The organism is Massilia sp. YIM B02443 (genome assembly GCF_030411955.1).
Classification (GTDB): Bacteria; Pseudomonadota; Gammaproteobacteria; order Burkholderiales; family Burkholderiaceae_D; genus Telluria.
Window position 1 is genome coordinate 60,356 of sequence record NZ_JASNRA010000009.1, and the last position, 25,247, is coordinate 85,602.

The following is a 25,247-nucleotide window of genomic DNA, read 5'->3' on the forward strand; positions in this document are numbered from 1 at the left end:
AAGCCATGCAAGAAGCACAGCTGTTCGACCGTATCCAGTGGCACGAGGGCATGTTCCTCACGCCCCAGCATTTTCAACAGGAGAGCGCGCGCGTCGACGCCCTGGTCGGCTGGCACGCGCTGGCCGGCCAGCCGGCCGCCTGGGGCGTGCGCCACATCGAGGTCGACGAAGCGCACCTGGGCGGCGGCCTGCTGCGCATCGCGGCCCTGGAAGCCATCATGCCGGACGGGATGGCGGTGCGCCATGACGCCGGGCGCGCCGCGCGTGCCGGCGGCGCGACGCTGGAACTCGACCTGGCGCCGTGGATGGAGGAGATGGCGCGCGCCGAGCTGCCGGTGTGGCTGGTGGTGGGCCGCGCCGCTTCGCTGCGCCTGCCCGGCCAGCCCTCGCGCTTTCGCGCGCTGCCTGGCGAGATGGTGGAAGACGAAGTCTCCGAGGCGCTGCCCGAGGAGGTGCCGCGCATGGGCGCCAACCTGGCGCTGGCGGCCGGCAAGATGCCGGGTGCGGCCTGGGTCTGCCTGCAGCTGATGACGCTGCGCAAGCAGGACCAGATCGTCACGCGCGGCGCCTGGTGGCCGGCCCAGCTCGAAGTCAGGCCGGCGTCGCCGGTCAGCCGGCGCGCACGCGAGCTGGCGCGCCTGATGCGCGCCAAGGCCCTGTTCCTGGGACAGCAGAGCGCGGCGCACTCGTCGCGCCTGGAAGACCGGCTGGCCCTGCTCGAGTTGCGCCAGCGCCTGGCCAACCTGACCTTCAACCTGCCGCTGCTGGAAGCGATGCTGGACGCGCCGGTGGTACAGCCGCTGGCGCTGTACCTGGCGCTGTGCGCCCAGCTCGGGCCCTTGAGCGCGCTGCGTCCGGGCGCGGTGCCGCCGCTGCCGCCGCCCTACGTGCACGCGGACAGCCATGGCGCGTTCACGACGGTGCTCGACGCGCTGCATGCGCTGGCCGGGGAGGTCAGCCAGGCGTGGCGCAGCTGCACCTTCGGTTTCGACGGCGAGCTGTTCGCGCTGCCGCTGCGCGCCGAGTGGCTGGAAGCGGGGCCGGAGGCGCGCCTGGTGGTGGGCCTGCGCGGCGCCAGCGAACGCGCGCTGGCGCAGTGGATGGCCGGCGCCACGATCGGCTCGCGCACGGTGTCGGTCGGACTGCGCGAGCGCCGCGTGCCGGGCGCCGCGCGGCGCAGGATCGACGATGCGCCCGAGCTGGGCCTGCGCGACCCTGCCGGCTGCACGCTGTTCGCGATCGCGCCGGATCCGCACTGCATCGTCGCCGGCCAGGACCTGGTGATCGGCAACCCCGGCGCGGCGCAGGGCCAGCGGCCGCAGGAAATCGTCCTGTTCATCAAGGGCCAGGCATGAGCATCCGGGAACCAGTCCCGCCGGCCGGCCAGGCCGATGACCTGGCGGCGAGCCAGTTGCGCAGCTTCATCGCGGTCCTGGCGCGCGCGCGGCACGGTGCCGGCGCCGTCAGCGAGGCCGACGGCCACGCCCGTGCGGGCGCGCTCAGCCAGGAGCTGTGCCGGCTGATCGACCTGCACAGCCTGGAGGCCGGCCGCGTCGGCGGCCGGGCCGGGGTCGACACCCACCTGGGGGCGCGCTACCTGAAGGCGGCGCTGGCCGACGAGGTGATGCTGCACACCGACTGGGCCGGCCGCGCGCACTGGCACCACGTGCTGGTCGAGGCCACGCTGTTCGGCAGCGCTCACGCGGGACAGCAGGTGTTCGACGACATCGACGCGCTGCTGGCGGAGCACGATCCGGCGCGGCGGCCGCTGGCGCGCCTGTACCTGCTGCTGCTGGCATCCGGCTTCCAGGGGCGCTACCGGGGCGACGCCAGCCTGGATCCGATCGCCGGCTACCGGCGCGCGCTGTTCCAGTTCGCCTGGCAGCGTGTGCCCGGGCAGCAGGGGCGCGACGCGGTGCTGTCCGGGCAGCCGTATGCCAGCACCCTGGCGGGCAACGCCGGCGTGCGCCTGGCTAAACCGAGCCGCCGCACGGCGCAGCTGGCGCTGGCGCTGCTGGTCCTGCTGGCCCTGTCCGAGCTGCTGTGGCTGTGGCAATCCTGGCCGCTGCGCCAGGCCCTGAACGCCCCGGCGGCCCAGGCACAGGCGGGGAGGGCGCCATGAACTGGGCGGCCGACAAGCTGGTGCTGGCGGGACTGCTGGCCGCCGCGCTGCTGATGCTGTTGCTGCTGGCCCTGGTGCTGAGCGCGGCGCGGCGCGAGGGCGACGCCACGACCGACACCGCGGCCGGAAAGCTGCGGCGCCGGTACGCCGACTCGCTGCGCCTGTCGTTCCGCAAGGCGGTGAAGCTGATCGAAAGGAATCTCGCCGCGCGCGCCGAGCGCTACAACCTGTCGTGGACCCTGGTGCTGCACGATCGCGCGCAGGCCGGGCTGCCGCTGCTGGAAGCCGGCCTGCCGGGCGCGCTCAGCGCCGACAGCAGCCTGGCCGCCTCGGCCCAGGGCATCGGCTGGCACTTCTTCGACAAGGGCGTGGTGGTGCAACTGGGCGCCGACCACCTCGGCGCGCCCGACGACCCGGCCGGCGACGGCATCTGGGACGCCTTCCTCGGCCTGTGCCGCGCCTACCGGCCGCAGCGGCCGTTCGATGCCATCGTGGTCGCGCTGCCGTGCGCGGCGCTGCTGCAGGCCAACGCCCACAGCGACAGCAACAGCGACAGCGAAAGCGAAAGCGACAGCGACCGCCAGATGGCGCTGGCGGCGCGCGCCAGGGCCATCCACCGCCGCCTGTGGCTGGCGCAGAACCGGCTGGCGCTGCGCTTTCCGATCCACCTGGTGATCAGCGGCTGCGAACAGCTGCCCGGCTTTGCCGCCTTCGGCGCCGCCTTGCCCGACCCGCAGCGCCGCGCCATGCTGGGATGGGCTTCGCCGTATGAGCTGGTGGCGCCGTTTCGCAGCAGCTGGGTCGACAGCGCGATGGACGAGGCGGTGCGCACGGTGGCCGACAGCTGCGCCGAGCTGGGTGCGCTGGAAGTGGGCGCGGCCGACAGCAGCGCCTATCTGCTGCTGCCGGGCGAACTGGAGCGCCTGCGCGCCGGCCTCAAGCTGTTCTGCGACGAACTGATGCGTCCCAGCGCCTACCACGAGGCGTTCCTGCTGCGCGGCATCTACCTGAGCGGCGACGCCAGCCCGGAAGCCATCCTCGAAGCCGGCCTTGCCCGGGACGATGTGGCGGCGCCGCCGCGCGCGCCGATGCCGGCGCAGATGCCGGTATTCTTGCGCGATATCTTCGAACGCAAGATCTTTGCCGAGACCGGGCTGGTGCGCAGTTCGCGCCAGCGCCTGCGCCATCCGGCCGGCCGCCATCTGGCCTGGTGGGCCGGCCTGGCCGCGGTCGTGCTGTGGGGCGGCGCCCTGGCCGTCGCCACCTTCCAGCTCGACCGCAGCGGCGACCAGCTGCGCGCCTACCTGCAGGCGCTGGCGCCGCCGCCGGCCAGCGCCGCCAATGACGCCAATAACGCCAATAACGCCAATGACGCCGCCGGCGGCGCAGCGAGCCGGCGCCGCGCCATCGCCGCCCTCGAGGGTTTCGAGCCGGTGGGCGGCGCGCGCTTTTATTCGGTGTCGATGCCCGGTTCCTGGCCCTTGGTCGACGACCTGAACGAACGGCTGCAGGCGCGCCTGGAGCAGGCCTTTGCCGGGAATGCGGTGGCGGCCCTGAGCGAAGCGGCCCGCGCCCGCGCCAGCCTGCTGACCGGCGTGCGGCGCGACCCGGTCAGCGGCGCCCTGCGCGAAAACGGGCAGTGCAGCCTGCCGGCGGGGTGGGAGCAGCAGGTCGCGGCGGCGCCGCCCGGCGGCCTGAACCTGAAGTCGCTGCCCGAGTACGATGCGATGCTGGCCTACATCACCCGGCTCGACGAACTCGACCGGGCACTCGGAGCGATGGGGCGGCTGGCGCAGTCCGGCGCGGCCCCCGACGGCGCCGACCTGGCGCTGGCAGTGCGCATCCTGCTGGGCAAGGAACTGCGCGGCACGCCGACCCGCACCGCCGCGCTGTTCCGCGACGCGGCGCAGCGTACGCCGCCGCCGTCGATCATGCCGATCCGGCAGGCGGCGCGCTGTTCGCTCAAATTCGCCAGCATGGCGCTGTACCGCCGCCTGTTCGACGACAACGGCCTGCTGCGCACCGAGCGCGCGCTGGTCGAGAGCGCACGCCGCCTGCGCCAGGAGGGGCTGGTTGGCCTGGAAAGCGCCGGCCTCGAGACCCATCTGGCGCCATGGCAGCGGCTGCGCGGCGCGCTCGACGCGCAGGCGGCCCAGCTCTCCAGCGGGCAGGGCGCCTGGATGCAGCAGCGCAGCCTCGACCTGGGCAGCGCCCAGGACACCGTGTTGCGGCGGATCGGCGCCAATGGTCTGCTCGGCCCGCTCGCGGTGCAGGATACGGTCGATTTCGCGGAGCAGGGATTCAACCGATTCCAGGCGGCCTGGCAGAACACGATGCCGGCGCCCGACGGCAGCGACTCGGTCGACGCCAGCGCCGGCCTGGCCTGGAGCGCCACCGGCTGGGTGTTCACGCCCGAACGCCAGGCCTTGCGCGAGGCATTGGCCGGCCTGCTGGCCCAGCCCACCATGAAGCCGGCGCCGCCGCAGCCGCTGCCGCAGGTGCCGCCCGGCGCCACCATCCGCTGGGATCGTGCCGAACTCGACCGGGCAGCCGGCCTGGCCGAGGCGCGCAAGGCCTTCCGGGCCGGTCCCTACCTGGCCTTGCCGCCGGCACTGCAGGGCGCGGCCGCCACGCTGGTCGACCAGGCCCTGGCGGCGCATGCGCGCAGCGCGCTGGCGCAAGCGATGATGCCGGCGCCGCGCCCGGCGTCGGACAGTGCCGCCGCCGATCCCGAGCGCGCGGCGGTGCTGCGCATCCAGGCCTGGCTGGGCGAGATCGGCGCCCACGCGCTGTCGGCCGAGCTGGCCGACGTGCTGGCGCGCGACGCCCTGGCGCGTCTGGCGCAGCTGGACGAGGTGTTCGCCGCGGCCCAGGTGTACGTGCCGCGCGACGCTGGCTTCGGCGGCTGGCAGGGCCAGAAAGGCGCCATGCTGGATGCCTTCGGCGGCGGCGACGCCGCCGGGCTGGACGCCTATCTGGCGGGGCAGCAGGAGTTCATCGACACCATCGTCGCTCAAGCCGACGCCATCCTGGCCCAGCTGGCCGGCAGTGCGCTGGCCACGCAGCCGCCGGTTGCGCGCTGGCAGGCGCTGGCGGCCGACCTGCGGCGCTACCGCTTGAAAAGCCCGACCAGCACGCGCCTGGCGCTGGAGACCTTCATCAGCACCGGCAGCGCCGAGATCGACGTCGGCAACTGCAGCGAGAAGCTGGGCGCGCGCCAGTCGACGCGGCGCGGCGCCGACCTGTTCGCCGAGCGCCTGCGCGCGCTGCAGGCCGGGATGCTGGCGCGCTGCCGCGAACTGGCGAACGGCAACGACCGGCGCCAGTGGCAGCAGTTCGCCGAGGCCTACAACCGCGATCTCGGGCGCCGCGCGCCGTTCGTGATGGCAGGCGGCGCCGGCGCCGCCGCTGCCTTCGCCGGGGCGGTGCCGGCCGACCGCGATGCGGTCGAGGCGGTGATGAAGCTGTACGACCGCGCGCGCGCCGCCGCCGCGCTGGCCGCGCGCGACCCCGGCCAGGGCGGCCCGCGCGACGAGGTGCGGCGCGCCGACCAGCAGCTGCGCCGCCTGCGCGCGCTGCTGGCGCCGCTGTATCCGGCCGATGACGGCCAGGCCGGCGGGCTCGACGTCGCGGTGGAGTTCCGCGTCAACACCGGGGCCGAAGCGGGCGCCGGCAACATCATCGACTGGAGCCTGGGCGTCGGTCCGCTGACGGCGCGCCCGGGCGAGACCGCGCGCGCCCTGCGCTGGGAGCCGGGCATGCCGGTGCAGCTGTCGCTGCGCCTGGCGCGCGACGCCGCCGTGGCGCCGAAGGCCGAACCCGGCCGCCCGGACCTGAGCGTGTCCGGGCGCACCGTGACGTTCCGCTTCGACGATCCGTGGGCCCTGTTCAGCTTCGTCAACGCCTACCGCGACGCCGATGGCGCGGGCGACGACGGCCGCGGCCAGCTGCTGCGCTTCGATTTTCCGCTGGCCGGCAGCGCGGCGGTGCCGGCGGCGCCCGACACCCGGGCGCGGGTGTTCGTGCGCCTGCGCGTGAGTGCGCCGGGCAAGCACGCCGCGCTGGCCTGGCCGGCGCTGTTCCCGGCCCAGGTGCCGCTGTGGCAGGACGCGCAGCAAAAGGTAGAGCAGCAAGAGGTGGAACAAAAAGAAGTGGCGCAACGAGAACAGGAGGCTTCGCCATGAGCGCGCTGCACGCCATCCCCGGCCCCGGCGCCGGCCAGCCGGACTTCGATGCCCTGCTGGCGCCGCTGGCGCCCGACATGCCGTGCGGGCTGCCGATCCGGCACGACGCCGTGTTCACCGAGATCCGCCTGCTGCGCGAGGAAGACGACCCCAGCCTGCCGATGGGGCAGTGGGAGCGCCCGCTCAAGCGCGCCGACTGGGCGCGCATCGAGCAGCTGTGCAGCGCGGTGCTGGCGACCCGTTCCAAGGACCTGCAGCTGGCCATGTGGCTGGCCGAGGCCTGGACGCGCCAGCGCGGCTTCGGCGGGCTGGCCGATGGCCTGCGGCTGGTCGAGGCGCTGCTGCGCCGCTACTGGCACGACCTGCATCCGCTGCCGGGCGAGGACGGCGACAGCGATGCGCGCCTGGCGCCGCTCGAGTGGCTCAACCGCTCGCTGGGAGGCGGCGTGCGCCTGCATGCCGCACTGTGCGTGTTCGGGGCCGACAAGGCGACGCCGGTGACGCTGGCGCTGTGGGAGCGCCTGACGCTGCAGGAGACGGCGCCGGCGGAACCGGCGGCGCGCAACGCGGCGCCGCCCGCGACCGCGCCGCTGACGCGCGCCGGCATCCAGGCCGGCGCCGCGGAGCTGGGTCCGGCGCTGGCGCAGACCGCGGCGGCGGTCGACGCCTGCCTCGCCCTGCTGGGCGCGATCGGCGCCTTGCTGGTCGAGCGCGTGCACGACCAGGCCCCGAGCCTGGGCAAGCTGACCGGCACGCTGGAGGCGGTGCTGCGGGTCCTGTCGCAGCTGCGGCCCGCGTCCTTGCCCGGCCCGGATGCCGCGCTCTTTTCGCCACCCGATGATCCCGATGGGCACGGCGTTCCGGGCGCCGCCGGGGTGGCGTTTGCCGGCCTGGAGGACGCGGACCTGGCGGCCGGCGAGCCGGCGCGCGAAGCGGGGCGCGAACTCGCAAACGCGCCGGCGCCGCAGGCCGGACCCGGGCGCTGGCGCAACCGGCGCGAAGCCTACGCCACGCTCGAGGCGCTGGCCGACTACCTCGGCGAAGTGGAGCCGCACAGCCCCACGCCGTTCCTGATCCGGCGCGCCGCCAATTGGGGACGCATGACCTTGCCGGAGGTGGTCGCCGAGATCATCCGCGAGGAAGGGGATGCCAGCCGCCTGTTCCAGGTGCTCGGCATCAAGCTGGAACACAAGACATGAGCGGCGGTTTGCTGCCGCAGCGTCACGGACACACCGAATCGCCCGGCCGGTAGCCGAGCGTTTCGGCGGCCACGACCGTGGTCGATAGCGGCAGGTAGGGGGTCAGGTTCAGCATCGGGAACAGCGGTTGGTATTTCATCGCCTGGCAGTCGGCGCCGCCGGCTTCGCAGATCCGCACCCGGACCAGGCGGACGCACACCGATCCCGGGTCGGTCCCGTTTCCATAGTGATTCGTGAGGCAGTTGTGGCGGTTCCTGCTGGGGCAGGTCGGCATCGATGCGACCGGCTCGGTGGTGAAGGACGCGCCCGTCTTTTTCACATACAGATAATCGATGCGGATGTTCGCGTCGGTCACCGGCGCGCCGAACGCGAGTTCGCCCGGCGCATTGCGGAACATGGCGCGCTGCCTGGCGCGCTCGAGCGCCGCCGCATCCCGCCAGTCGATGTTGGCGGCGCTGCGCGCCGCGCTGCGGGTGACGTCGCTCAGCGTGTTGAACATGTAGACGATGCGTCCCAGTTCCAGGATGCCGAACACGGTCACCAGGAAGGCAATGGCGACCAGCGCGAATTCGATCGACGCGACGCCGCGCTGGGCACGCCGCCGTGGATGCGGATGCGGATGGCGGGTCGGCTTCACGTCAGTTGCCCACATAATCGGTCGCCATCATCGCCTTGAAGTAGATGGGCTGTCCATAGTTGAAGAAGTAGGTGTAGGCGTCGAAAAAAGGGTCGGTGACCGTGACCTCCACATACACCAGCACCTTTTTCGGGATGTCGAATCCATTGCAGCGGCCCCAGAACTGACTCGAACCGGTCTGGCACTGGACCACGACATCGATGCCGCCGCCCGGCGCCAGGTCGGTCAGCTCCTGGCGTGCGATGCTTTGCGCGATCAGCGCGGCCGGCACTTCGGCCCCGCCGCTGGATGGCTTCATTTCCTGGTACGAGGTGGTGGCGAGAAAGCGCGCCGCGTCGTGCGCGGCTTTCTGCACCACCGTGTAATGCCACAGCACGCGGCCGAACAGCAGCAATGCCGCGGTCATGCCGATGAAGATCGGAAGGATGATGGCGCATTCGACGGCAACGCCGCCGCGCCCGCGTTTTCCGCGCTGCCGGAATGCCAGGTTCATTGATAGATCTCCACTTTTCCCGCCACCTGGTCGTCCCTGGCCAGGCCGCCGAACTCCGCATGCAGCGCGGTTCCCGCAGGCGCCACCGGCACCGTCATGAGGAATCTCCCGATCCCGAGCACGGTGGCGGTGGACCCGCTCACCGGGCAGGCCAGCAGGGGGATATTCAGCACGCGGCGCCACTTCTTGCCGGTGACCCGCCCGCTGGTGGTCGGGGCCAGGAAATACGCGGCATTGCGGGTTTCCAGGTAAGGCGTCGCATTCGGATAGGCGCCCACGCCCGAACCGGTGCCGTACAGGGCCTTCCAGACGGTCGTCGTGGCATTGAACGGCAGGTAGCCTTCGCCCGGCTCCGGCGCGCCTTTCTCGACGTAGGAGGACCATGGCACCGCGCGCGCGAAACTCCAGAGCGGGCCGTAGTCGGCCGCCACCGTGTGGTTCGGGGGGCCGATCTCGGCCACGGTCTGCAGCTTGTCGGTGCTGGACGTGTCCGGCTGCGCGCTCTGGAACGATGCCTTCGGGTCCATCCAGCCGGTGCCGGCGAATGTGTAGTGTCTGACGTTGCTGTCGGGAGGCGCGCTGTGGATGTCGCAGGTCCCGGTATAGCCGTCGAAGCGGGAATTCAGGAAGGGTCCATAGGTGCCGATCGGGAACGGACCGTGCACTCGCACGGTCGCCCCGGTGATCGACGGCACGGCCATCGTTCCGCTGCAGATATGGGGCGTATAGATCCATGACGCGAAGTTGTCGGCCGTGGTGGGTACGTTGCCGAGCGTAATCGGATCGACCTGGAAACTGGCGGCGCTGCTGCCATGGGGATTCAGGTTCATCAGGTTGTACCCGACGCCGCGCCGAAAGCCGTACTCGAGCAATTCATCGTACTGCTCGCCGCCGGCGTGCTGGCGCCTGGAATAGGAATCCGCCGACATCGCGCATACCGCCAGCGGCGTGACGTTCAGGCGCGACTTTCCGGCCACCGTCACGTGATGCAGATCGACCTCGGCCAGTGAGGACGAGAGCACCGGCGCGAAAAACGTCACCACCTTGCCGTAGACGTCGTCCAACCCGGCCGTGTCGACCTTCACATACACCAGCGCGGCCGGCGCGCCGGCCGCGTCGGTGCTGTTCCTCCAGCCGCCGTCGCGCGCGGCACTGAACGCGATCGCATTGTCGTTCCAGACGACGCGCTGCACGAATTCGTACCTGGGACCGTAGTCGGGGTCCTGCACGACCGCGCGGGCGGCGTCCACTGCAGCCTGGACGCCTTCCTTGGTACCGTTCAGGTGGGTCGCGGCAGCGATCGCGGCCGAATCGGCCAGGGTCTGCAGTTCGGCCCGGCGGTTGTACAGGCGCGCCATGTCGATGGCGAGCGCAAAGAAGCCGAGCATCAGCAGCAGCAGCACGGCGGCCATGACGGCAATGGCGCCGCCCTGGCGCCGACGGCCGCGGCGCGCCGGGGAAGGTCCGGGATCAGACGGCGGGGAATGCGGCGCCTTCATGTCGCCTCCGGTGTAGCGGAAAAGTCGTTGAGATAGAACAATCAGCTCATGCCATCCCCGATTGTAGGTGCGCGTTCAATACGGATATTGACCAAGACCAACCACAGTCCGCTGCGGCCAATCGCCCGGCGCCGCCCGGCCAGCCGGCCGAAGAGCCGCTCGGCGCCGGGCCGCGATCAGCCGCGCAGGAACGCCAGCAGCTCGGCGTTGAGGCGATCCTTGTGGGTCGCCGGCAGGCCGTGACCGGCGCCCTCGAACACCGACAGGCGGCCCTGCGGCAGCATCTCGACGGCGCGCCGTGCGGTGGTCGCCAGCGGCACGATCTGGTCGTCGTCGCCGTGGATCACCAGGGTCGGGATCGTCATCTTGTGCAGGTCGGCGCTGAAGTCGGTCTCCGAGAACTGTTTGATACAGGCATGGGCGCTCCTGATGCTGCATTGCAGGCCCTGGAACAGGAACGACTGGCGCATGCCTTCCGAGACCTTGGCGCCGGGGCGGTTGAAGCCGTAGAACGGCGTGCTCAGGTCGAGGAAGAACCCGGCGCGGTCGCTGCGCACGCCGTCGCGGATGCCGTCGAATACCGACATCGGCACGCCGTCCGGGTTGGCCGGCGAAACCACCATCTGCGGCGTCACGGCGCCGACCAGCACCGCTTTGGCCACGCGCCCGGTGCCGTGACGGCCGATGTAGCGCGCCACTTCGCCGCCGCCGGTCGAATGGCCGACCAGGGTGGCGCCGCTGATGTCGAGGGCCTCGAGCAGGGTCGCCAGGTCGTCGGCGTAGCTGTCCATGTCGTTGCCGTGCCAGGGCTTGCTCGAGCGGCCGTGGCCGCGGCGGTCGTGGGCAATGACGCGGTAGCCGTGCTCGGCCAGGAACAGCATCTGGTCTTCCCAGGCGTCGGCCGACAGCGGCCAGCCGTGGCTGAACACCACCGGGATGCCGTGGCCCCAGTCGGTGAAGTGGATGACGGCGCCGTCGCGGGCGGTGACGGTGTCGATGGTGCGTGCGTTGCTCATGGTGGTGTCCTTTCAGGAGGGGCGAGGTCTCGGTGCCGATGCGCCGGGCGCTGCCGGCCGGACAATTATCGGGCCCCTGCGCGCCCGTTCCGCGATGCGAAAGTGGGGACCACGACCCCCCATTTGGGGGGGCGGGTGAGCCCCGGTGCGCTGCCGGAAACCGGGCGCCTGTAGAATCGACCACCATCTTCCCAACCCTGCAAGCGAGACCCGATGCCACTTTCCCGCACCTTCCGTCGCACCTTGACCGCAGCCGCCCTGATGGCGGCCCTGGCCCCGGTCCACGCCGCTTCGCTCCCGGCCCCGTTCGACGCCCAGCTCACGGCCGGCTATCCCAAACTCGAAGCCTTCTACCAGGAGCTGCACGCCAACCCGGAACTGGGCTTCAACGAACGCCAGACCGCGGCCCGCCTGGCCGAACGCGCCAGGGCGCTCGGCTTCGAGGTGACCACCGGCGTCGGCGGCACCGGCGTGGTGGCGATCCTGAAGAACGGCCCCGGTCCGACCGTCATGCTGCGCACCGAGATGGATGCGCTGCCGGTGCTGGAAAAGACCGGCCTGCCGTTCGCCAGCAAGGTCACGACGAAAAATGCGGCCGGCGAGACGGTGCCGGTAATGCACGCCTGCGGCCACGACCTGCACATGGCGGCCTGGCTCGGCACCGCGCAGCTGATGGCGCAGAACCGCAAGGCCTGGAGCGGCACCCTGATGCTGATCGGCCAGCCGGCCGAAGAGTCGCTCAGCGGCGCCGCGGCCATGCTCAAGGATGGCCTGTTCACGCGCTTCCCCAAGCCGGATTATGCGCTGTCGATGCACGACGACGCCTCGATGGCCTCGGGCACGGTGATGTGGCACGCGGGGCCGTTCCGCGCCTCGGCCGACACGGTCACCATCACCATGTTCGGCCAGGGCGGCCACGGCGCCACGCCGCACGAGACGCGCGACCCGGTGGTGATGGCGGCGCGCCTGGTGATGGCGCTGCAGACCCTGGTCTCGCGCGAGAACAATCCGCTCGATCCGGCCGTGATCACGATCGGCAGCATCCAGGGCGGCACGGTCGCCAACATCGTGCCCGACCAGGTGAAACTGGGCCTGACGGTGCGCACTTTCCGGCCCGAGGTGCGCCAGCGCGTGCTGGCCAGCATCGCGCGCGAAGCAAAGGGCGAGGCGCTCGCCGCCGGCGCGCCGAAGGAACCGCTGGTCGAGGTCAAGCCGGGCACCGATTCGGTCTACAACGATCCGGAACTGATGGCGCGCGCGGTCAAGGCGGTCGAGCGCGCAGTGGGACCGGAGTTCGTCAAGGAGATGCCGGCCAAGATGACGTCGGAAGACTTCGCGATGTACGGCCAGCAGCCGGGCGTCAAGGCGCTGCTGCTGCACGTGGGCGCGGTGGAAGCGGGCCGGCTGGAGGCGGCGAAGAAGGCCGGCATGCCGGTGCCGGGCACCCACTCGCCGCAGTGGGCGCCGGACCTGAAGCCGACCCTGACCAATACCATCAAGGCCGAGACGGCGATCCTGCTCGACCTGATGGCGCCCAAGCGCTAGGCCGGCACCGCTGGCGGCGCCGGCTGCAGCTGCTGCAGTTGTGTAACGCACTCCGGCGCCGGCAGCGGGCGGCCGATGTAGTAGCCCTGGATCTCGTCGCAGCCGAAGCGTTCCAGCTGGCGCAGCTGCTCGACGTTCTCCACGCCCTCGGCCACCACCTTCAGGTTCAGGCTGTGCGCCAGGTCGATCACGGCCTTGGTGATGGCCGCGTCCTCGCTGTCGTGCGGCAGGTCGCGCACGAAGGTGCGGTCGATCTTGAGGGCGTCGAGCGGGAAGCGTTTCAGGTAGGCCAGGCTCGAGTAGCCGGTGCCGAAGTCGTCGATCGACAGGCGGATGCCGAGTTCCTTGATGCGGCCCAGGATCGCCACCGCCGCAGCCGGGTCGGCCATCAGCATCGATTCGGTCAGCTCGAATTCGAGCAGGGCCGGGTCGACGCCGGAGGCGCCCACGATGCGCTCGACGGCGCCGGCCAGGTCGTCCTGGCGCAGCTGGCGCGCCGACAGGTTGATCGCCACCGGCCGCACGGCCAGGCCCTGGGCCTGCCAGGCGCGCAGCTGGGCGCAGACTTCCTGCACCACCCATTCGCCGACCGGGATGATGAGTCCCGAGTCTTCCAGCAGCGAGATGAATTCGAGCGGCGGCACCAGGCCGCGCTCGGGATGGCGCCAGCGCAGCAGCGCCTCGAAGCCGCTGAGCGCGCCGCTGGCCAGGTCCACCTTGGGCTGGTAGTGCAGCAAGAATTCGCCATTCTCCAGCGCCAGGTGCAGCTGGGCTTCCAGGCGCAGGCGCTGCTCGGCGCCTTCCTGCATTGCCGCCGTGTACAGCTGGTGGTTGTTGCGGCCGCTGTTCTTGGCGGCGTACATCGCCGTGTCGGCGTTCTTGAGCAGCGTGTCGGCGTCCAGGCCGTCGGCGGGATAGCGCGCGATGCCGATGCTGGCCGAGACGAACAGCTGCTGGCCGCCCATCATGAACGGCCGCGACAGGGTCTCGACCAGCGCCCGCGCCAGGCGCACCAGGTCGTCGTCGCCGCCCACCGCCGGCAGCACCAGCGCGAACTCGTCGCCGCCCAGGCGCGCCACCAGGTCGCCTTCCAGCACGCACCCGCGCAGGCGCTGGGTGGCCAGCACCAGCAGCTGGTCGCCGACGTCGTGGCCCAGGCTGTCGTTGACCTTCTTGAAGTGATCGAGGTCGATGAACATCACGCCGGCGCGCCCGCCCGTGGCCGCGGCGCCCTTGATCACCTGGTTCAGGAAGTTGGCCAGGTGGCGCCGGTTGGGCAGGTCGGTGAGGGCGTCGTACTGGGCCAGGTAGGTCAAGCGCTTCTGCGCCGCCTGGCGCTCGATGGCGGTGGCCAGGATGTTGGTGATGCTGCGCAGGAAGACGTGGTCTTCGGACGCGAACGGACGCCCGTCGTCGCTGAACACGCCGATCATGCCGAACTGGCGGTCGGCGCAGATGATGCAGGCGTCGACGCCGCTGTTCACGCCGTGCGACTCACCCAGGGCGGCGAACATCGGGCGCAGGAGCTGGTCGGCCGGCTGCGCTTGCAGCACGACGGCCAGCCCGCTCAGCTGCAGGCCGGCGGCGTGCGCGAGCAGGCCGGCGCCGGCGCGCACCGTCACATGGCGCGCGCCGTCGCGTTCGTCGAATTCGAACACGGCAGCCGCGGACGCGCCGAGCGCGCTTGCAGCGGCCTGGGCGGCGGCGCCGAACAGGTGGTCAAGCTCGCCCGTGGCCAGCGCCGCGCGGCCAAGGTCGGCGACCAGCCTCTCGCGCCGCGCGTTGGCGACGATGGTGCGCTCGAACTCCTTGCGCGCGGTGATGTCGATGTCGATGCAGATATAACGTTCCAGCACGTTGTCGGCGTCGAAGATGGGGACGATGGTGCGCTGCCATTGCAGGCCGCGCGCATGGCCCAGCACCGCCACTTCGCCGGTCCAGGCGGCGCCGTCGGGCTGCCACTGCGGGCCGTCGGGGGCGCGCGTGAAGCGCGACAGCGGCTGGCCGATCAGCTCGGCGCGGGTATGGCCGCTGCTGGCCTGGAACAAGGCGTTGACGTTGACGATGCGGCCCTCTGTGTCGATCTCGGAGACGATCGCCGCCTGGTCCATCGCGCTTTTATGCTGCATCAGCGAATTCATGAGGGATTCGATCTGCTGGCCGTACTGCACCCGCAGGCTGGCGGCGCCGCGGTTGACGGCCAGGATCGCTTCCTGGATCTCGCTCGGGGCGTCGGCGCGGAACGAGGCTTCGGCCATCACCCGGCCGGCCGCCAGGTCGTGCTCGAGCAGGCGCAGGCCGCCCAGGTTCTCGAGCCAGCGGCGCAGGAAGATGTGGGTCAGCGCCAGGCTGGCCATGAACAGCACCCAGGCCACGGCCGAGGTCTCGGCGACCAGGCTCCACAACTGCGCGGCCAGCCGCTGTTCGTCGAAGGTCAGCCGGATCACGCCGTAGTCCTTGCCGCCGACCGCAATCACCCGGTTGACGTCGTAGAAGCGGTCGACGATCAGTTCGGTAAACCATGCCGGGGCCGGCGTCAGGTGCGTCGCGGCCGCCTGCAGGCGGATCGCGCCGCCGCCCAGGTCGAGGAACTCGGCCTGCTTGAACGGCGACCGGATCAGGAGCTGGTTGAGGGTGCGCTTGACGGTGTCGTAGTCGCCGATGACGACGCTTTCTTCGACGCTGCGCGTGACGATCTCGACCAGCATCTGCGCGCTGTCCTGGGTTTCCTCGATGTGCTGCAGGTACTGGTAGCGGTAGAACATGCCGAGGCCGGCCATCAGCAGCACCAGCATCGCCAGGCTGAACAGCCCGAAGACGCGGCCCACCAGCGAGCGCGGCAGGAACGAGCGCAGCCGCGATGGCGACGGCGCGGACGGCAGGGCGGCGCCCTGCATCAGCGCAGCTCGGCCGGGGCGCCGGCGTAGAAGGTGCGGTAGCTGGCGTAGTCGGCCTCGCTGGCCGCGACGAACGAGATCGGCGCCGGCGAATGGATCAGCTCGGCCGCGGCGGCCAGCACGCGCCGGCCCTCGGGGTCACGGTGCATGTTGAGGAAGGCGCGCGCCACCGCGCTCACCCTGGCGGCCGGCACCCGGGGCGAGGCCATCAGCGCCAGGTCGTTGAACGGTTCCGAACTCCACAGCACGCGGAAGGCCGCGCCTTCGCGGCCCTTCCAGTTCTCGACCAGCTGCGAATTGGCGCCCACCGCCTTGACCATGCCGGCGAACAGCTGGGTGAAGGCGGCGTCCTGGTTGCCGGCGAAGACCACGGTGACGGGGATGTCGCGCTGCAGCAGCTGGGCGTAGCTGGCCTTGTAGGCGACCAGCGCCTCGGGGCCGGGGAATCCGACCGACGCGCCGGCCAGCAGCTTGAGGCTGCGGATCGGCGAATCGGCCGGGACCACGATCTGCGAGCGCACCGGCGGCAGGTTGCGCCGTCCGAACACGGTCCAGCCCATCTTCGCGCGCTCCGGGCTGAACAAATGGTTGGTGAAGGCGAAGTCGACTTCGCGCGCCAGCACGAAGCTGGTGGTGTCGGCCGAGGTGCGGCCGAGCTTGAGGTTCATGCACACGCCGCTGCGCTCGGCCACGTAGGCGATGATCGGATTCCAGAAGCCGGCCGAGACCTGCAGGTTCCACTGGTTGACGGGCGAGAAGTTGTAGCAGGCCGGTCCGGCGGCGCGGGCGGGACCGGGGCCGAGGCCAATGCCCAGCAAGGCCAGCAGAGTGAAGGCGCGGCGCAGCGATGGCGCCCGGCGCGGGCGCGCGGGCGTGATGGTGAAATCCGTGATCATGGTGTCAAAGCGTTCCGGTATGGGAGGGGCGCGTCCCCGCCGATGGGTCGAACGGGCTGGAAGGTCGCAGGCCGGAACGGTGTCCGAAACCCTTCGTGCGGCGGATGATAGCGCGCCGGGACAGCGCTGAAACAGCCCGCTGCCCGCCGTCACACGAACGGTAAAGGTTTTTGGACGAAAAGCAAAGTTTATTTGTGGAAATACTAACGCGGTGTGACGCAGCCGCGCCACACCGCGCGCACCATCAGAAGAAATAGCGCAGCGACGCCCCGCCCGTTGCCTGCGGCACCGTCGACACCAGCAGGCCGGCGGCGGTGCCGTAGGCGATGTCGCTGGCGAACTTGTGCGGCTGCAGGGTGGCGAACAGCGCGCCCTGGAACTTGCCGAGGTCATAACTCGCCTTCAAATCGTAGCGCACATAGGTTTGCATGTCGCGCTGTACCAGCGGCGTGCCCATGTAGTAGGGGTTGCGCGCGGTGACGTAGACGTCGCCGTTCAGCGTCAGGCGGCCCGGGCCGGCCGTGCGGCGGTACTGGGCGCCGGCCTTCCAGGTGTGGGCCGGCACCGACAGCAGGGCGCCCGCGCCCGGCGCCGGATTGTCCAGCCGTGCGCGCAGGATGCGGCCGTAGCTCAGGTAGGTGCTGAACGCGCTGTCCAGGCGGTAGCGCAGGTCGACTTCGACGCCCTTGCGCGTGGTCTGGCCGGAAGCGACGAAGACGTCGGGCGCGGTGTTCACGATCTCGTCGTCGTTCCGGATGGTGTAGACGGCGCCGGACAGCTCGAGGCCGGCCAGCGGGCGCGCATTGATGCCGAGGTCGTACGAACGCACGCGGCTCGGCTCGATGTCGGCGTTGATGCGTCCGCCCGCTGCGCCGAGCGGGCCGAGGCTCCCGCTCGAACTGATCTGCTCGGCAGCCGGCGAGCGGAAGCCTTCGGCCACGTTGGCATACAGCTCGAACGCCGGGCGGACGGTCCAGATCGCGCCGACCTTCGGCGTCAGCACCGATTTGTCGTAGCCGGTCGAGGCGGCCGGCAGCTTGCGGTTGACGATCTCGTAATCGAAACGGTCGTAGCGCGCGCCGCCATGCAGCTTGAGCGACGGCAGCAGCCGGTACTGGCCCTGCACGAAGGCGCCATAGGTCAGCAGGTCGAGGTCCTGGTTGTTGACGTAGTTGGCGGTCGGCGCCAGGTTGCGGTATTGCTGGCGGAAGGCGTCGCCGCGGTCGCGCCGCGCTTCCAGGCCAACGGTCAGCAGGGCGGCGTCGCCGAAGGCCCAGTTGTTGCCGGCGCGCGCGCCATAGATGTCGCGCTCGTCGTAGCCGTAGGTGTGCTGGGTGGTGCTGGTCTGGATCGCGCGGCTGCGCGCAAAGTCCTCATAGTAGGCGGTGGCGAACCAGCCGGCCTGGCCGGAGGCAGGGCTGCGGTTGAACACCAGCGTCTTGCGGTGGGCGTCGCCGAAGCCGGGCAGGCCGTACATGGTCGCATGCGGGTCGACCAGGCCGGCCTCCATGCCCGGCAGCGACAGATAGCCGGCGCCGGCGTATTCGGATTTGTAATAAGTGGCGCGCAGGCTGTAGACACCGTCACCGAGTTTGGTCGACAGTTTATAGAACAGGTTGCTGCGGTCGTTGCCGGAGCCGTGGCGGAAACCGTCGATGCGGTAGCGATCGGCCACCAGCAGCGAGCGGATGCCTTCCCGTTCGCCCGACAACACCAGCGAGCCGCGCCGGCCGCCATGGCTTTCCAGCGTCAGTGTAGCGCTCGATGGCGTGGCGGCGCCGCCTTCGCGGGTGGCGATCGCCACCGAACCGGCGCGGTTCTGGTCGCCGAACAGGGCCGAGACTGGCCCTTTGACGACGTCGATGGTGTCGATCATGTCGCCGGTCAGCCATTCGAGGAAGGCCGGGCCGTGGCCGGCGCCGCCCTGGCTCGACGGGATGTTCTGCGGCACGCCGTCGATGTAGATGGCGGTGTCGGCGCCGTGGGTGCCCTGGGTGGCGAAGCCGCGCATGCGGAAGCCGTTGCCGGTGTCGCCCTGGTCGATGTTGTTGGCGACCACGCCCGGCACGCGCCGGAACACGTTCGAGATGTCGCGTCCGATGTCCATGGTGGCCAGGTCTTCCGAGGTCACGGTGGTGACGCTGCCGGGCAGCGCGCGGGCGCCGGCGCCGGGGGCCAGGCGCTCGTCCTCCGTGCGTTCGCCCTTGACCTCGACCACCTGGGGTTCGGCACGCCGGGTGGGCTGGACGGGCTCAGCGGCGGCCGTGGCGGAGCCGGCGAAGCTGCAGGCCAGCATGGCGGCGCAGGGGATGGCGCGCAGCGGGGAAGCGGACGGGGTGGCGTTGTACTTGGATTGCAAGATCGGGACCTCGAAGTCGATAGGGGAATGTGGGGGCAAGGAAATGGCGCCGGTCCATGGCGGCGGCGGCACTGAGCAGCAGGCCGCTCATTGCTGTTGGTAATGATAAGCCATTATCATTAACGGGAAAAGTGATTTGTTCGCTCATCGGCCGGGGCTGCCTCGAGGCATGCACGGAGCGGTTTGAGCGGGCGCATGCCTGGGGCTGTGGCCGCTCCTAGAATCGGGTGTGCCGTTCAACGTACTCGTGGAGGTTCACATGGCACACCTGTTTCGACACACCAATTGCTTCGCTTTAGCTTGCGCATTGCTGCCGGCATTCGCAGCGCCTATGGCTGAAGGTCCGGCCGCGGGCTCGGCTGAAAGCGCGCACGCCGCGCACGGCGGCGCGCACGCGCGCGAGTACAGCGTCATCAACCTCGCACCATTGCAGGCGGCCGGCTTGCTGAACGAGCGTGGCGAGGTCGCCATGGCAATGACCGAAACGCTCGGCGTGGACAACGCGGTGACCACTTACCGCTTCTTCGACGGGCGCCGCATCCGCGACCACGGTACGTTCGCAGGCCAGTCCCTCGACCTGGTCGACCTCAACGACAACGGGATGGTGGTCGGCCGCATCTCGTCGCAGGCGCAGCCGTTCAATCCGCGCGCCTTCACCTGGGCCGCGGCCAGGGGCTGGCGCATCCTGCCCAGCCCGGCAGAGGCGGGCGCGAATGCGGTGAACAACCTGAACTGGACCGTCGGCTGGACGGGCGAAGCCGCCAGCGCCAGCCGCGCGGTGCTCTGGACCAACGGCGGCGCGCGCATCACGCTCGGGCCGCCGGCGCCGCAGCGCTCGGAAGCGTCCGCCATCAACCTGTTCGGCTTCACGGTCGGCTCGGTCTTTGGCGCCGACGGGACCAGCCGCGCCATGTTGTGGAGCCCGCTTGGCGGCGCGCTCGACCTGGGCATGATCGAGGGCGGCACCGGCGCCGCGGCGACGCACATCAATACGCGCGGCGAAGTGGCGGGCAGCGCGGGCCGGCAAACCCAAAGCCTCGGTTTCTACTGGAGCCGCGAACGCGGCATGGTGCCGATCACCGCGGACAATATCTTCCGCACGCTGTCGGTGGTCGACCTGAACGAATTGGGCGACGTTGCCGGCAATACCCTGATTTCCGACGGCCAGGGCTTCTTCGCCCCCTATGTCTGGTCACTCGGCGCGGGCTATCGCCAGTTGCCGCTCGCAGGCGCGCCATCGGGCAACCTGTATGGCCTGAACAACCGGCGCGAACTGGTCGGCGACCTGCAGCTGTCGATCCAGGACCGCGCCGACCGCCGCGCCGCGCTCTGGAACGGCGCCGCCGGCCCGGTCGACCTGAATACCCGGCTGGTTCGCGCTCCGGCCGCTCTGGTGCTGGACACGGCCAGGGCCATCAACGACCGTGGCGAGATCCTGGCCGATTCCAACGCCGGGCTGGTGCTGCTGCGTCCGGGACGGACGGGCACGCCGGCGCCGGTGCTGGGACCGATCACCGGCATTCCCCGCTACACGCAGATCGCGCGCGGCAGCACGCTCGACCTGGCGGCCGCCTTTGTCGACTCGTCCATCGACGAGAGCCATACGGCGACGGCCAGCGTCAACGATGGCTGTCCGCAGAGCGCGCCCAGCGTGCGTGAAGTGCGCGGAGCGGGCGAAGTCAACCTGCGTCATACTTTCTGCCGCGCCGGTCCGGTGACGATCCGGATCCGGGTCCGCGACCGGGCCGGCAACGCCAGCGAGGTGGCCTTGTCGCGCTCGGTCCGCGAGCCGAATCCAGGCACGCAGCCGTAGTCATAACCATAACGCTCACTTATTACGCTCACTTATTCACTTGCCGAGGAAGTCCAGCAGCGCCGGGATGACCTGTCCCGGCGCTTCGTCAATCAGCCAGTGCCCCGACCCGGCGATCACCCTGCCGTCCACATCGTTCGCCACCAGCCGCGCCTGCTCGATCAGGAAGGCGCCGCTGGCCTTTTCTCCGGTGAGCACCAGCACCGGCATGCTCAAGCGGGTCCGGGCGAAGCCGGCGAAATCCCTGGCATCCTGCTCGAAAGCGCGAAAATACTCAAAGCCGGCGCGCATGCCGCCCGGCTGGGCGTAGGCGCGGGTGTAGAGCACCCGGTCGGCTTCCTTCACCGACCTGGTCCGGTCGGCGGCGAAGTCGTTCCAGAAGTGTTCGAAGTAGGTGCGCTCGCGTCCCTTGACCAGCGCCAGCGGGGTTTCGCCGTAGAAGTGGAAGTGCCACAGGTCGCGCAGCAGCCACACGTTCTTCCATTCGCCGACGCCCGGCAGAAAGGCGTCCATCAGCACCAGCCGGCTGGTCTCGAGCGGATACTGGGCGGCATAGGCGTAGGCCACCATCAGGCCGATGTCGTGGCCGACCACGGCGGCCGGCTGCTGCGTCACGCTGCGTACCAGCGCGTGGATGTCCTGCGCCATGGTCTTCTTGTCGTAGCCGGATTCGGGCTTGGCGGAAGCGCCGGCGCCGCGCAGGTCGGGCACGATCACGGTGTGGGTCTTTGCCAGACCCGGCAGCAGCGGCTTCCACATGTGGCCGGTCTGGGCATAGCCGTGCAGCAGCACCACCGGGCTGCCGCGTCCGCCGATCTGGTAGTGGATGGTGGTGCCGTTGACCTGGGCCGTGCGGTCGCTGAAGCCCGGCGCGTCGGCCGCACGCACGCGTGCCGGGAACGAGGCCAGCAAGACAGCCATCAGCGCTGCGGCAAGGACAACGCCAAGGCGGACGCACGAGGGACGGCTATTCATCATGGACTCCCGGCGGGTGAAGGGGCAGGGCAAGCAGCAGGTGCAAACCTGCCCTTGTGACGACCACGCTAACACCGGCTGCCGTGCGGCGTCATGGCCGATTGGCCGCCATGTGCGCGCGCTAGCATCGAACGCCGGATATCCCCAGGGTTTGCATGCAAGATGACGGCTTTTTGCGACGTCAGCCCGCGCGCCGGCGCTGGCGTGATGTTCCTTCGCCGTCGCTGCGGCGCATGGCGTTCACGAACGCGTCGTTGATGGCGCCGATACTGGCGGGCTTGCGGACGAACTGCACCTTCAGGTCCTGCAACCGTTCCGGCGACAGCATGTAGCCGCTGGTGAGCACCACCGGCAGCCGGGGATGGTGCGTGGCCAGCCAGCGGGCCAGCTCGATGCCGTCCATCCGGCCCGGCATCATCACGTCCGAGAACACGATGTCGACATCGGCGCCGTCCCGGGCCAGCGCTTCCACGGCGGCGTCGGTGCTGTCGGCGCGGCGCAGCGTCACGCCGAGCGACTGCAGCAGCGCGCCGGTGGCGTCGGCGACGTCGGCGTCGTCCTCGACGTACAGCACGCGCAGTCCGGCCAGGCCGGCGGCGCGCAGGGTGGCCGGGTCAAGCGCGGGCGCGGCGGCCTGCGTGCGCCCGCGCGGCAGCAGGATGCCGATGGTGGTGCCAACCGTTTCGCGCCGGATGAACGCCTGGCCGTCGCTCTGCACGGCGAAGCCGTACACCTGCGACAGCCCGAGGCCGGTGCCCTTGCCGACCGGCTTGGTGGTGAAGAAGGGCTCGAACGCCTGGCGCGCGGTCTCTTCGCTCATGCCGTGGCCCTGGTCGCTCAGGAAAATGCCGACGAACTCGCCGTCCAGGTGCGCGCCCTGCGGCAGGGCAGGGTCGGGCAGGGTCCAGTTGGCGGCCTTGAGCGTGAGCGCGCCGCCGTCGGGCATGGCGTCGCGTGCATTGCCGACGATATTGAGCAGCGCCGCGTCGAGCTGGGCCGGGTCGGCCAGCGCCGGCCACAGGTCCGGGGCGAGCTCGCGCCGCAGCTGGATATGGGCGCCGAGCATGCGCTGCGCCATCTCGGCGGTCGCACGCAGGTGGGTGTGCAGGTCGAGCGTCGTGCTGGCCAGCGGCTGGCGGCGCGCATACGCCAGCAACTGCTGGGTCATCGCGGCGCCGTGGCCGGTGGCGCGCCGGATGCCGTCCAGCGCGCGCAGCGCGCGCGCGTCCGGTGTGGCGCCGCCATCGCCCGCGCCGCCGGCGGCGCCGACTGCGCCGTTGGCCTTGTCGGCCCTGGCCCCGCCGAGCAGCATGCGCAGCAGCGTCTCGCTGCCGGCCACCACCTGCAGTATGTTGTTGAAGTCGTGCGCGATGCCGCCGGTGAGCTGGCCCAGCGACTCCAGCCGGCGCGCCTCGGCCAGCGCCTGCTCGACCCGGCGCCGCTCGGCGGTCTCGCGCTCCAGCAAACGGGTGCGTTCGCTGACGATCGAGGCGAGGCGTCCGGCATATCCCTCCAGCTGGGCGAGCTGGTCGCGCAGGTCGAATTGCAGGCGCCGTGCGCGCAGCGCCGATCGCAGCGCCATCGCCAGCGCCAGGCGGGTGGTGGGGCGGGTCAGCAGGATCACGTTGCCCACGTCCTGCAGGCGCAGGAAGCGGCCGTCGTCGATGTCGCGGCGGTCGGCGTCGGCCAGCACCAGCAGCGGCAGGTCGGACCAGGCCGGCTGGCTGCGCAGGCGCGCGCTCAACGCCTGCAAGGTGCAGCGCGCCAGGCCCTCTTCGGTGACGACCACCGCCAGCGCCTGCTCATCGAGGGCGGCGTAGAAGGCGTCGACGCCGGCGCATTCGCGCACTGCCAGCGCCTCGCGCGCGGCCACCTCGCGCAGCGCGGCGGCGTCGCCCGCGAGCGGGGCGAACACCACCAGCGCCCGGGTTCCCGGGTCGCGCTGCTGCACCGCCGCGTCAGACGCCAAGATTCTCCACCCCGATCGTATCCTCGGCGCGCGGCACGCGCGCGCCGACCTGGATGCCGTCGTCGGTCAGCTCGAGCTCGCGGATATCGGTCGCGTGACGGCCCTGGCGCTTCTTGAGCACGCACACCGCCTTGCACACCACGTGGTCGCGTTCGTAATAGCGCATCGAAATGATGTTGTCGGTGATGATGCTGACCGCGTCCGGCTCCTTCGAGGTGTCGAGGCGCTGGGAGTGGGCGCCGACCACGATCACCATCACGCTCATGTTGCTCAGGTACGAGAACAGTTCGTTCATCTGCGGCAGCAGCGACTTCTCGTCGCGGATCACGTCGAGATAGGAGTTGATGCTGTCGATGATCACCAGACGCACGTCCTGGTCTTCCACCAGGCGCCGCACCTTCCAGATGAATTCGCCGGGCGAGATGCGCGACGGGTTCACGCGGCGCAGGAAGAAATCGTGGGCGTCGTCGATCGTGCCGCCGCCGGCCGCCCCGGTCTCGTCCTCGTCGGCATTGCTGTCGCGCGCCCGTCCTTCGCCCATGTCTTCCACCAGGCGCGAGCGCAGCGTGGTCTCGGATTCGTCGAAGTTGAAATATGCCGCCTTGAGGCCGGCGCGCACCGCGGCCAGCGCATACTGCAGCGCCAGCGTGGTCTTGCCGACCCCGGACGGCCCCAGCACCATGGTCGAGCTGCCGGCGCTGAGCGGGCCGCCGAACAGTGCGTCGAAGCCCGGCACGCCGCTCAGGATATCGTTTTCACGAGGAGGACGGTGGTGTTCCTGGGCAATCAGGCTCGGGAACACCAGAATCTCGCCGCGCAGGATCTTGTAGTCGTGCCAGCCGCTCTGGAAGTCGCCGCCGCGCATCTTGACCACGTGCAGGCGGCGCCGTGCGGCGCCAAAGCTGCGTTCCAGGTATTCGAGCGAGATCACGCCGTGCACGGCGCTCTGGAGCTCGAATTCGAGACCGTCCGAGGTGATGTCGTCGAGCAGCAGCACGGTGGCGCCGATGCCGCTCAGGCGTTCGCGCAAGGCGATGATCTGGCGCCGGTAATGGGCGCTGTCGCGCGCCAGCAGGCGGATCTCGACCATCGAGTCGATCACCACGCGGCAGGCGCCGGCCCGCTCGACGCGGTCGGCGATGCGGTTCACCAGCCCGACCAGCTCGCTGTCTGTCGGCAGCAGGATGCTCTGCGGCGCCGGCTCGTCGGGGATCGGAATCATCTCGACGATCTCGACTCCGTCCAGCGACCAGCCGTGGTTGGCGGCGGTCTCGCGCAGCTCGTCCTCGGATTCGGACAGGCTCAGGTAGAGGGCGGTGTCGCCCATGCGCACGCCTTCGATCAGGTAGCGCAGGCCGAAGGTGGTCTTGCCGGTGCCGGGACGGCCTTCGATGAGGTGGATGCGTTCGCGCAGCAGGCCGCCATGCAGCACTGCGTCGAGTTCGGGAATGCCGGTGGCGACTCTGGCCGGACTGCGGGTCGGACGATGTGTCATGGAATTCCAGGTTGCTTGCCAGTGGTTGCTCGGATAAGGGGCATGACGGCGGCTGTCCGCCATCGCCTGTTTTAGTTGGAAATATGATAACAGTGCATGCGTGCAGGGTGGCGCAGGATTGGGCACCGGTCACCATGCCTGGCCTGGC

The 25,247-nt window shown here is 70.5% G+C and carries 16 protein-coding genes; 6 read left to right on the plus strand and 10 right to left on the minus strand.

The genetic code is table 11. The annotated features are described in order from the left end of the window. The first annotated feature begins 5 nt into the window (after positions 1 to 5). The 4 genes from tssK to tssA are packed head-to-tail and all read left to right on the plus strand — an operon-like array spanning position 6 to position 7,505. On the plus strand, positions 6 to 1,355 hold the full coding sequence (tssK, locus tag QPK27_RS11410; RefSeq protein WP_290418352.1) for a type VI secretion system baseplate subunit TssK: 1,350 nt from the start codon (positions 6 to 8) through the stop codon (positions 1,353 to 1,355). Continuing rightward, the gene (locus QPK27_RS11415) at positions 1,352 to 2,122 is read left to right on the plus strand and encodes a DotU family type IV/VI secretion system protein (RefSeq protein WP_290418353.1); all 771 of its coding nucleotides are present in this window, start codon (positions 1,352 to 1,354) and stop codon (positions 2,120 to 2,122) included. The genes tssK and QPK27_RS11415 overlap by 4 nt, the downstream gene beginning before the upstream one ends. Then, positions 2,119 to 6,306, plus strand: coding sequence for a type VI secretion system protein (locus QPK27_RS11420; protein ID WP_290418354.1), 4,188 nt, complete (start codon positions 2,119 to 2,121; stop codon positions 6,304 to 6,306). The genes QPK27_RS11415 and QPK27_RS11420 overlap by 4 nt, the downstream gene beginning before the upstream one ends. Beyond that, the gene (tssA, locus tag QPK27_RS11425) at positions 6,303 to 7,505 is read left to right on the plus strand and encodes a type VI secretion system protein TssA (RefSeq protein WP_290418355.1); all 1,203 of its coding nucleotides are present in this window, start codon (positions 6,303 to 6,305) and stop codon (positions 7,503 to 7,505) included. Before QPK27_RS11420 ends, tssA begins: the two co-directional genes overlap by 4 nt. Before the next feature lie 22 nt (positions 7,506 to 7,527). On the opposite strand, the gene QPK27_RS11430 is transcribed toward tssA, so the two are convergent. From QPK27_RS11430 to QPK27_RS11445, 4 genes are all read right to left on the minus strand, one after another. Beyond that, positions 7,528 to 8,157: a TadE/TadG family type IV pilus assembly protein gene (locus QPK27_RS11430; protein WP_290418356.1), complete on the minus strand. Its 630-nt coding sequence runs from the start codon at positions 8,155 to 8,157 to the stop codon at positions 7,528 to 7,530. After that, a complete protein-coding gene (locus QPK27_RS11435) occupies positions 8,144 to 8,635 on the minus strand; it encodes a TadE family protein (RefSeq protein ID WP_290418357.1) in 492 nt (163 codons plus the stop codon). Before QPK27_RS11435 ends, QPK27_RS11430 begins: the two co-directional genes overlap by 14 nt. After that, positions 8,632 to 10,134, minus strand: a complete 1,503-nt coding sequence (locus QPK27_RS11440) for a pilus assembly protein TadG-related protein (RefSeq protein WP_290418358.1) — start codon at positions 10,132 to 10,134, stop codon at positions 8,632 to 8,634. The genes QPK27_RS11435 and QPK27_RS11440 overlap by 4 nt, the downstream gene beginning before the upstream one ends. 176 nt (positions 10,135 to 10,310) lie before the next feature. After that, entirely contained in the window at positions 10,311 to 11,150 is an 840-nt protein-coding gene (locus QPK27_RS11445) for an alpha/beta fold hydrolase (RefSeq protein ID WP_290418359.1), read from the minus strand. A 213-nt stretch (positions 11,151 to 11,363) separates the two neighbouring features. Between QPK27_RS11445 and QPK27_RS11450 the strand changes: the two genes are divergently transcribed. Beyond that, positions 11,364 to 12,695, plus strand: a complete 1,332-nt coding sequence (locus QPK27_RS11450) for an amidohydrolase (protein WP_290418360.1) — start codon at positions 11,364 to 11,366, stop codon at positions 12,693 to 12,695. On the opposite strand, the gene QPK27_RS11455 is transcribed toward QPK27_RS11450, so the two are convergent. From QPK27_RS11455 to QPK27_RS11465, 3 genes are all read right to left on the minus strand, one after another. Next, positions 12,692 to 15,592: an EAL domain-containing protein gene (locus QPK27_RS11455; RefSeq protein ID WP_290418361.1), complete on the minus strand. Its 2,901-nt coding sequence runs from the start codon at positions 15,590 to 15,592 to the stop codon at positions 12,692 to 12,694. The genes QPK27_RS11450 and QPK27_RS11455 overlap by 4 nt on opposite strands. Then, complete coding sequence (locus tag QPK27_RS11460; RefSeq protein ID WP_290418362.1) at positions 15,592 to 16,488, minus strand: phosphate/phosphite/phosphonate ABC transporter substrate-binding protein; 897 nt, start codon at positions 16,486 to 16,488, stop codon at positions 15,592 to 15,594. The genes QPK27_RS11455 and QPK27_RS11460 overlap by 1 nt, the downstream gene beginning before the upstream one ends. A gap of 244 nt (positions 16,489 to 16,732) precedes the next feature. Continuing rightward, on the minus strand, positions 16,733 to 18,847 hold the full coding sequence (locus QPK27_RS11465; protein ID WP_290418363.1) for a TonB-dependent receptor: 2,115 nt from the start codon (positions 18,845 to 18,847) through the stop codon (positions 16,733 to 16,735). 331 nt (positions 18,848 to 19,178) lie between these two features. Between QPK27_RS11465 and QPK27_RS11470 the strand changes: the two genes are divergently transcribed. After that, positions 19,179 to 20,660, plus strand: coding sequence for a hypothetical protein (locus tag QPK27_RS11470; protein WP_290418364.1), 1,482 nt, complete (start codon positions 19,179 to 19,181; stop codon positions 20,658 to 20,660). A 36-nt stretch (positions 20,661 to 20,696) separates the two neighbouring features. On the opposite strand, the gene QPK27_RS11475 is transcribed toward QPK27_RS11470, so the two are convergent. From QPK27_RS11475 to QPK27_RS11485, 3 genes are all read right to left on the minus strand, one after another. Continuing rightward, positions 20,697 to 21,581 (minus strand): alpha/beta fold hydrolase, encoded by an 885-nt coding sequence (locus QPK27_RS11475; protein WP_290418365.1) that lies wholly within the window; start codon positions 21,579 to 21,581, stop codon positions 20,697 to 20,699. Between the two features lie 235 nt (positions 21,582 to 21,816). After that, on the minus strand, positions 21,817 to 23,604 hold the full coding sequence (locus QPK27_RS11480) for a response regulator (RefSeq protein WP_290418366.1): 1,788 nt from the start codon (positions 23,602 to 23,604) through the stop codon (positions 21,817 to 21,819). Beyond that, entirely contained in the window at positions 23,594 to 25,099 is a 1,506-nt protein-coding gene (locus QPK27_RS11485) for an ATPase domain-containing protein (protein ID WP_290418367.1), read from the minus strand. The genes QPK27_RS11480 and QPK27_RS11485 overlap by 11 nt, the downstream gene beginning before the upstream one ends. Positions 25,100 to 25,247: the final 148 nt, after the last annotated feature.